General features: G+C 35.1%; 9 protein-coding genes. 2 read left to right on the forward strand and 7 right to left on the reverse strand.

Features of this window, described 5'->3' with window-relative positions; all coding sequences use genetic code 11:
- Window positions 1-138 precede the first annotated feature (138 nt).
- From ACIQ0D_RS10360 to ACIQ0D_RS10370, 3 genes are read right to left on the reverse strand one after another with little or no spacing between them, the layout of a single operon-like run.
- On the reverse strand, window positions 139-1,260 hold the full coding sequence (locus ACIQ0D_RS10360) for an NAD(P)/FAD-dependent oxidoreductase (RefSeq protein WP_395805327.1): 1,122 nt from the start codon (window positions 1,258-1,260) through the stop codon (window positions 139-141).
- A gap of 10 nt (window positions 1,261-1,270) precedes the next feature.
- A complete protein-coding gene (locus tag ACIQ0D_RS10365; RefSeq protein ID WP_395805329.1) occupies window positions 1,271-1,981 on the reverse strand; it encodes a methyltransferase domain-containing protein in 711 nt (236 codons plus the stop codon).
- Window positions 1,982-3,094, reverse strand: a complete 1,113-nt coding sequence (locus tag ACIQ0D_RS10370) for a type III polyketide synthase (protein WP_395805331.1) — start codon at window positions 3,092-3,094, stop codon at window positions 1,982-1,984.
- Window positions 3,095-3,205: 111 nt separating this feature from the next.
- Between ACIQ0D_RS10370 and ACIQ0D_RS10375 the strand changes: the two genes are divergently transcribed.
- Window positions 3,206-4,090, forward strand: coding sequence for a UbiA family prenyltransferase (locus ACIQ0D_RS10375; RefSeq protein ID WP_395805333.1), 885 nt, complete (start codon window positions 3,206-3,208; stop codon window positions 4,088-4,090).
- On the opposite strand, the gene ACIQ0D_RS10380 is transcribed toward ACIQ0D_RS10375, so the two are convergent.
- From ACIQ0D_RS10380 to ACIQ0D_RS10390, 3 genes are read right to left on the reverse strand one after another with little or no spacing between them, the layout of a single operon-like run.
- Complete coding sequence (locus ACIQ0D_RS10380) at window positions 4,083-4,526, reverse strand: gamma-glutamylcyclotransferase (protein ID WP_395805335.1); 444 nt, start codon at window positions 4,524-4,526, stop codon at window positions 4,083-4,085. The two genes, ACIQ0D_RS10375 and ACIQ0D_RS10380, sit on opposite strands and share 8 nt — an antisense overlap.
- A complete protein-coding gene (locus ACIQ0D_RS10385) occupies window positions 4,513-5,193 on the reverse strand; it encodes an HD domain-containing protein (RefSeq protein ID WP_395805337.1) in 681 nt (226 codons plus the stop codon). The genes ACIQ0D_RS10380 and ACIQ0D_RS10385 overlap by 14 nt, the downstream gene beginning before the upstream one ends.
- Window positions 5,156-6,331, reverse strand: coding sequence for a class I SAM-dependent RNA methyltransferase (locus ACIQ0D_RS10390; protein ID WP_395805339.1), 1,176 nt, complete (start codon window positions 6,329-6,331; stop codon window positions 5,156-5,158). Before ACIQ0D_RS10390 ends, ACIQ0D_RS10385 begins: the two co-directional genes overlap by 38 nt.
- Before the next feature lie 139 nt (window positions 6,332-6,470).
- On the opposite strand from ACIQ0D_RS10390, the gene ACIQ0D_RS10395 reads away from it, so the two are divergent.
- Window positions 6,471-6,836, forward strand: coding sequence for a DUF3127 domain-containing protein (locus ACIQ0D_RS10395; protein ID WP_395805341.1), 366 nt, complete (start codon window positions 6,471-6,473; stop codon window positions 6,834-6,836).
- Window positions 6,837-6,910: 74 nt separating this feature from the next.
- On the opposite strand, the gene ACIQ0D_RS10400 is transcribed toward ACIQ0D_RS10395, so the two are convergent.
- The coding region (locus tag ACIQ0D_RS10400) for a T9SS type A sorting domain-containing protein (RefSeq protein WP_395805343.1) at window positions 6,911-7,328 on the reverse strand (418 nt) is incomplete at its 5' end.

Genomic DNA, 7,328 nt, shown 5'->3' on the forward strand with positions numbered 1-7,328 from the left:
AAAACAAGGACCCATAGTTTCATAGTGCAAAATAATGATAAAATTTTGATGTTATTGGTTTAAAGCGGATTGTATCTTATTTTCTTGGTTTTTTAGTAAAAAAATCGTATATTAAGGTGAGACTTTATCATATTCCAACTAATACAAAACCTCTCCATGTGTTTTTTTAACTAAAAATTGTGTTAAAGAAGGGAGTTTATTTAGCGATGAAATAGCTAGGTTTGAAACAAGGGTACTTCCAAATAAATTTTGAATTAATCGGCCGCTTTTTAATCTCAAGGCGAATTGTTTTTCCCACTGGCTTATATAGTCTTGCTCGAGTTCAGTTCTATTCCAATAACTATCTTTTTTTAGGAATTTAGTGATGCTTTCTGCTAAAATTTTTGCCGAATGTATTGCGATGGCCATTCCATTCCCACAAAGGGGTGTAATCATTCCGGCTGCATCACCACAGAATATTAAATGATTTTCTACTAAGCTCTTGCGTTCAAAGGAAATTTCATTAATTACCTCCGGCTTTTCAAATAAGAATTCAGAATTTTTAAATACTTCACGTAAAAAAGGATTTTTATATAGTACCTGCTCCTCCATTTCTGGGATACCAGCATATTTTTTTAGATTGGCTGTTTCGGATAGGTAACAAAAACAAAATTTATCTTCCTCAATTTTGCTGAGTCCGCAATAACCTCCTTCAAAATTATCTAAACGAATTAAATTGTCTGGAAAATCGGTTTTTATATGATATTTTACACCTAAATAAGGGCTTCTTTTGTAAAAGAATGAGCGATTTAATTTTTGATCCAAATTGGATCTTTTACCATAAGCAGCAATAGCTATGTTTGATTCAAAAATTTGATTGCTTGAAGTGATAACCTTGAAGTGATTTTCTTGAAATTGTATCTCGTTTACCTTATCAAAAATAAATTCAACACCTAATTTGTCGGCTTGTTTAAAAAGTTGATTATCAAGGGTGTAGCGACTAATCCCAAATCCACCAGAGGCTAAATTGGCATTTAAAATTTTTCCTGAGACCGATGTTACCGCTAAGCGATTGATGTGTGAGTATTCAAGTTGATCAATTCCAATATCGAGCGATTTTAAAAATGGGAGCACCTCATTAGAAATATATTCGCCACAAACTCGGTGGAAAGGATATTTCTTTTTTTCTATTAATCGCACCTGATAGCCAATTTTTTGTAAAAGGATAGCAGATGTTAATCCTGCCAAGCCGCCGCCAATAATTAGTATATCACTCTTCATAATTTTAGAATTAAGCGAGTTTACTACTGGTATCAATTATTATTTGCCATCTAAAAGCCCACATCCATTTAATTTTAAACGCGTTTATTTGGGCTTTTTGAATTAATTTTTCAAGTTCTAATCGTTTAAAACTTCTTAAGACTGAAACTTTTGAATCATGTTTAACCATGTCAGAATTCGAGAAAATGGAAGTTATTAGTCCGATAGAATAATACGCAAACCAATGCCGATGTAAATCATTAATAATTACATATTTACTAGCACAGTCATTCATTTTTTGAATTAGCTTAATCCAATCTGAATCAATAAAATGATGTGTAAAGAGACTTGAGATTACGATATCAAATTGATTTTGGAGTAATTGATTGCTCATTACATCGGACAGAATATAGGATATTTCGGGAAAATCTTCTGATTTATGCCTCGCATATTCAATTGCTGATTCGGTTGCATCAACACCTATTAATTTGATTTTTAAATTTCTCTTGCGCGCCCATTTGGCAATTACCCTCAATGAATCGCCACCACCACAACCCCAATCGCTGATAATCATACCATCCTTTACCTCTATTTTTTCGAAGGCATTGAAAAACACCGCATAACCACCAAGAAGTTTGTTTACAACTTCTAATTCATCCATGATTGGATCGATGATTTGATGTGGAAGAGAGAAATCGTCCATCATCTCTTCTTGAGTGCTTCTTTGATTAAAATCTGGCATTTAATTTCTTTTTAGGATCATAGATTCAACCGTTAAGCCGGGTCCGAAGGCAAAAGACATTATTTTTTCATCACTTTCCCAATGCTTTTGCATCAATAATTTTTTAAGGACAAAAACTATGGTTGCCGACGACATATTGCCATATTCCTTTAAAACGTCATAGCTAAAGTGGTTTTTATCTTTCGAAAAGCCTAAGGCAGACTCAGCAGACTCTAAAATTTTTCTACCGCCAGGATGAATGGCAAAGCTCCCAATATCTTTGAATTGTAATTTGGCTTTGCTCAATAGCTCATTTGAAATGGATTTTATATGCTTTAAAATAAGCTTCGAAACTTTAGATGTTAGTTTCATTTCAAAACCAGCATCAGCAATATACCATCCCATTTCGTTTTTAGCTTCGATTAAAAATTCGGAATAAAAAGTGTCAAGTATTAGCTTAGGTTTATTACCATTTGTTTTTGATTTATTTTCTACAATCATTGCTGCTGCACCATCAGAAAATAAAGAATTGGCCACCCAATTATCGAGTGTATTTTCTTTTTGAAAGTGAAGTGTACATAGCTCAACGGAAACAATCAATACTTTGGCATTCTCATCAGCACGACAGATATAATCAGCTACTTTTAGTGCGTTTAATGCACCATAGCAGCCCATGAAATTAATGCAGGTGCGTTCAACATATTTATTTAAGCCTAATTTTTCAACGAGCTCAATGTCTATCCCAGGAGCATGCATGCCCGTACAGCTTACACTGATGAGGTGGGTAATTTTTGATTTTATATCTTCTCCATGATTGGCAAAACAGTCATTTACAGCATTAAATCCCAATTCAGAAGCTGATTTTTGATAAATCTCCATTCTTTGGCGCGTACTTGGGAAGGCTTTAAAATCTTCCATCCTACCGAATAAGGTATTTTTTTGGCTATCGGTATTCCCAAAGTCGGCAATCACCGAATGGCGAAAGTCAATTCCCGAATGATCATAGATTTGTTTAAGTCTGGAGGCATTGCTGGCATTTAAACCAGATGCTTTGACCATAAAATTATAGATATCATGCTGTGGAATCCGGTATTGGGGATTAGCGGTACCAATTGCGCTTATACAACTACTCATATTCATGTAAAATACAAAATTTTAAGGATTTGTTTTTCATCTCACAAGAAATGACATAATTCTTTCAATGTATAAGCCCTAAATTTTTTGTTTAAAATGTTAAATTCGGGAATGAATTTTATCAGGAAATTTATTCCAAGTCTATCGGCTTTGCTGCATTTAAGGCTATTATTTTCAGTGTTTTTATTACCTGTTTTTTTATTTGCGCTCTCCCAAGCGACTGATATTAGGCTTTTTGATGCAATTTTGACCTTTGTGATTTGGCATTTATTGGTTTATCCGGCAAGTAATGGTTATAACAGCTATTTTGACAAGGATGAAGGAAGTATTGCTCTGATTGAAAAACCACCAGCAGTTGATAAAAGTCTGTATTACTTCTCTCTACTTTTAGATGCAATTGCCCTAGTTCTTACATTTTTTGTAGGATGGATTCTTTTCTGGGCCGTTCTAATTTATGGAGTCATCTCTAAAATGTATAGTCACCCGAGGTTTAGGTTTAAAAAATATCCGATCATTAGTTTCTTAATCGTTTTTATTTTTCAGGGGGCTTTTATTTATTGGAGTACTTATGCATCCATTGGAAATTTTAGTTTTTTTGAAGATTGGGACTTCAATTTTATTTTGGCGGGATTAATTTCCTCCTGCCTTATTGGTGCTACTTATCCGCTAACTCAAATTTATCAACATGCTGAGGATTTGAAGCGTGGGGACACTACATTAAGTATTGTTTTGGGTATCCGTGGTTCTTTCTATTTTTCGGCTATCCTTTTTCTGCTTTCTGGGATACTCGTCTATTTTTATTGGGAAAGTGTTGGCTTAAGCGATTACTTTTGGCTTTTTTTATTTATAAGCTCCCCAGTTTTAGTTCTATTTATAAAGTGGTTTTATGCCGTTTATAAAGATCCAGCTGAGGCAAATTTTAAAAACATGTCGCGTATGACGCTTATCAGCAGCATAATGATGTTGATTTATTTCGGGATTTTGGCTTTTACTTAGACATCGAAATTATAAACTCGAGGTATTCTTCTGGTAGTTTATGCTCTTTTGCACCTTCGTTAATGCTTTTTAGATATTCTTTTGCAGGGTAAAGTCCCTCTACATCTTCATCCGAAATAAATGTAAGTGCTGGAACATAGCCTGTTTGGGTTTCAATATTAACCTCAATCAGTTTATAACCAGGTTCGCTGGCTAAAAGTTTTTCTTTGATAGTATCCTCAATTTCATAGATGGCGCCAAAAACATCTTCAGATTCTGAAACAATGATATTTGCTCTTGCCTTGCCATCTGCATTTTTTACATTGAAACGGAAGCCATAGTCGAGCAGACGGCCATCCAGAAAATTATCGATTTTACTGCCTATTAACTGCTCTAAATTGCTTTTTTTTAAATTGCTGGCATAAGCAAAATAATTAAAACTCTTATTGTTTTCCATTCCACTCATTGTAAAATTGTTCGAGGTAAGTAAGCATAAATTTATGTCTTTCTTCGGCAATGCGAAGGCCTGTTTGGGTATTCATTTTATCTTTCAACAGCAAAAGCTTTTCATAAAAGTGATTGATTGTTGGAGCAGTAGAAGATTTGTATTCCTTCTTGCTCATGTTGAGCGCTGGTGGAATTTCGGGATTATATAATTCACGGTTTTTAAATCCTCCGTAAGTAAATGCTCTTGCAATACCAATGGCGCCAATGGCATCCAGACGATCGGCATCTTGCACAACCTCCATTTCTTTTGAAGTGAAATTTAAGGTTCCAAGACTTGCCTTAAAAGACATGTTTCTGATTATTTGTTGAATATGAATGATGATTTCATCTTCAACTCCAATAGAATTTAAGAATTCGCCAGCTTTTTTCGGACCAATTTCCTCATCGCCATTATTGAATTTACTATCGGCAATATCATGAAGAAGTGCAGCAAGTTCTACGATAAATGGATCAACATCTTCTGATTTTATAAGAAGTTTGGCATTGTTCCATACACGTTCAATATGCCACCAATCGTGTCCGGTTTCTGCACCTTGCAGACTTTCCTTCACAAACTGTACAGTTTGGTTTATGATGTCTTTACTCGACAGGTTTTGGCTCTCTTTTACTTCCTTCATATAATTCGTACTCCAGTAACCTACAATCTAGCTTTCCATTATAAAACTCAATTCTTCTATCAGCACGGAGGCCGATTTTTTTGGCTAGATCAGGATTTCCAGTAAATATATAGCCACGGTAGCCTTTACATTTCTGCTTCATAAAGTCGCCAATACGTTTATAGGTTGCTTCAAGTTTAGAATGAACCCCCAGTCTCTCCCCGTATTCAGGGTTAAACATCACTATTCCTGGTCCAGGAGGTACATCAGTATCGGCAAAATCGCATACAGAGAAATCGATAAGATGATCAACACCTGCTGTGCGTGCATTTTTTATGGAAACATCTACGGCATCTTCTGAAATGTCTGTGGCTACGATGCGGAAATCAATTTCTTTTTTGGACTGATCTTTCAGCTTCCGTCTTTCGGCGAAAAACACTTCCTCTTCATAACCTAAAATGTGCATGAAGCTATAATTCATGCGAAAGAGACCTGGAAACTTATCACATGCTAACAATGCTGCTTCGATAGCAAGGGTGCCAGATCCACACATGGGTACTACAAAAGGGCTCTTTTTATCCCAGCCAGTAGCCATAATTGTTCCAGCTGCTAAAGCCTCAAGCATTGGAGCTTTTCCTGGAATTTTACGATATCCATGTTTAGCTAAGGTTTCGCCTGAAGTATCGATAAATATTTCAGCATCATTCTCCTTCCAATAGAGGTGAATAACTGCTTTATTGGCATCTGAACCGGTATTAGGTCTGAGTTCTTTCTTTTCTTTGATACGGTCAACAATGGCATCCTTCACTTTTAAATTGGCAAAGAGAGGGGTGGTAATAGTCTCATTATCAACAGTTGAAGTAACTGAAAAATATCCAGTAAAGTCAATTAATTCTTCCCAGGCAATGTCCATCAACTCTTTATAAAGGCGTGCTGGATTTTCGGCGGTAAAAGATTTGATAGAGTATAAAACCTGGCTAGCGCAGCGCAGGTGAAGATTTAATGGGATACAATCATTCAAAGTGCCTTCCAATTCGAGGCCTGTGGCGAAGCTTCTGATTATTTTATAACCTAGCGCTTCAACTTCCTGCTGCAAATACGATGATAGTCGATTATTGCAGGTAATAATGATCTTACTTTTTGTGTGGAAAACTTGCATAATAATTTACAAAGTTAGCAATTAAAAACGGCCTGAAATTTATACTTTTACAAATTGTATTCGATTGTTAAAAACAGCGAATAATTCCCGATATTGATCTGGAATAAAAAATAGAGTCGATCATAAAAAGAAAAATACAATGGAAGTAAAAGGAAAAGTACATGAAATCTCAGAGGTAATTACTGTGAGTGAGAAATTCAAAAAACGTGAGCTTATACTTGAATATGCAGAGAATCCTTCTTATCCGGAATACGTGAAGTTTGAAGCAGTACAGGATAAGGTTAACTTATTTGACAATATTAAAGTTGGAGATAATGTAGAATTATTTTTTAATCTACGTGGTCGTCCTTGGACTGATAAAACTGGTAAAACATCTTATTTTAATACCCTTTCAGTTTGGAGATTAACACCACTTGGTGCTTCAGAATCAGTTTCATCAGCGCCAGAAATGGCTAATCCAGTTGATATTAGTTCAGCTCCTGGAGATGATGATTTGCCGTTCTAATTAGCGAATTAATTAAAAAACAGAAGCCCCGTTCCTATAAAGGACGGGGCTTTCTGTTTCCTCTTCATAAACAATTAACTCTTTATTAATTTTCGCAAAAACCAGCTATTGTTTTGCTTAATGGCGATATAATAAATCCCATTTTTTGGTATAGATATTTGCTTGCTATAATTTCCGTTAAAACTGCTCGCTTCATCACTATAAACCTGCTTAAATTCACTGTTAAGGATCTTAAGCTTTAATGGAGTGTTGTTTGATACATTAAATGAAATCCCCATTTTTCCATTCGAAAAATTAGGAAAAAGTGTAAGATCTTCCACTTTTAAATCAGAAATGGCGTCTTTTATTCCTATTATTTTCTCTGCATGTACTTTCTCAATATCAGAGATGCGGATATTCATTCTGCTTGGGATTCCGTCTTTATCAATATAATTATAGCTAAATGAGGAAGTGTTTTTTATGTCTTCAACTACATGAAAAGGAGTTCTAAGT

The sequence above is a fragment of the Daejeonella sp. genome (assembly GCF_044342615.1).
GTDB lineage: Bacteria > Bacteroidota > Bacteroidia > Sphingobacteriales > Sphingobacteriaceae > Daejeonella.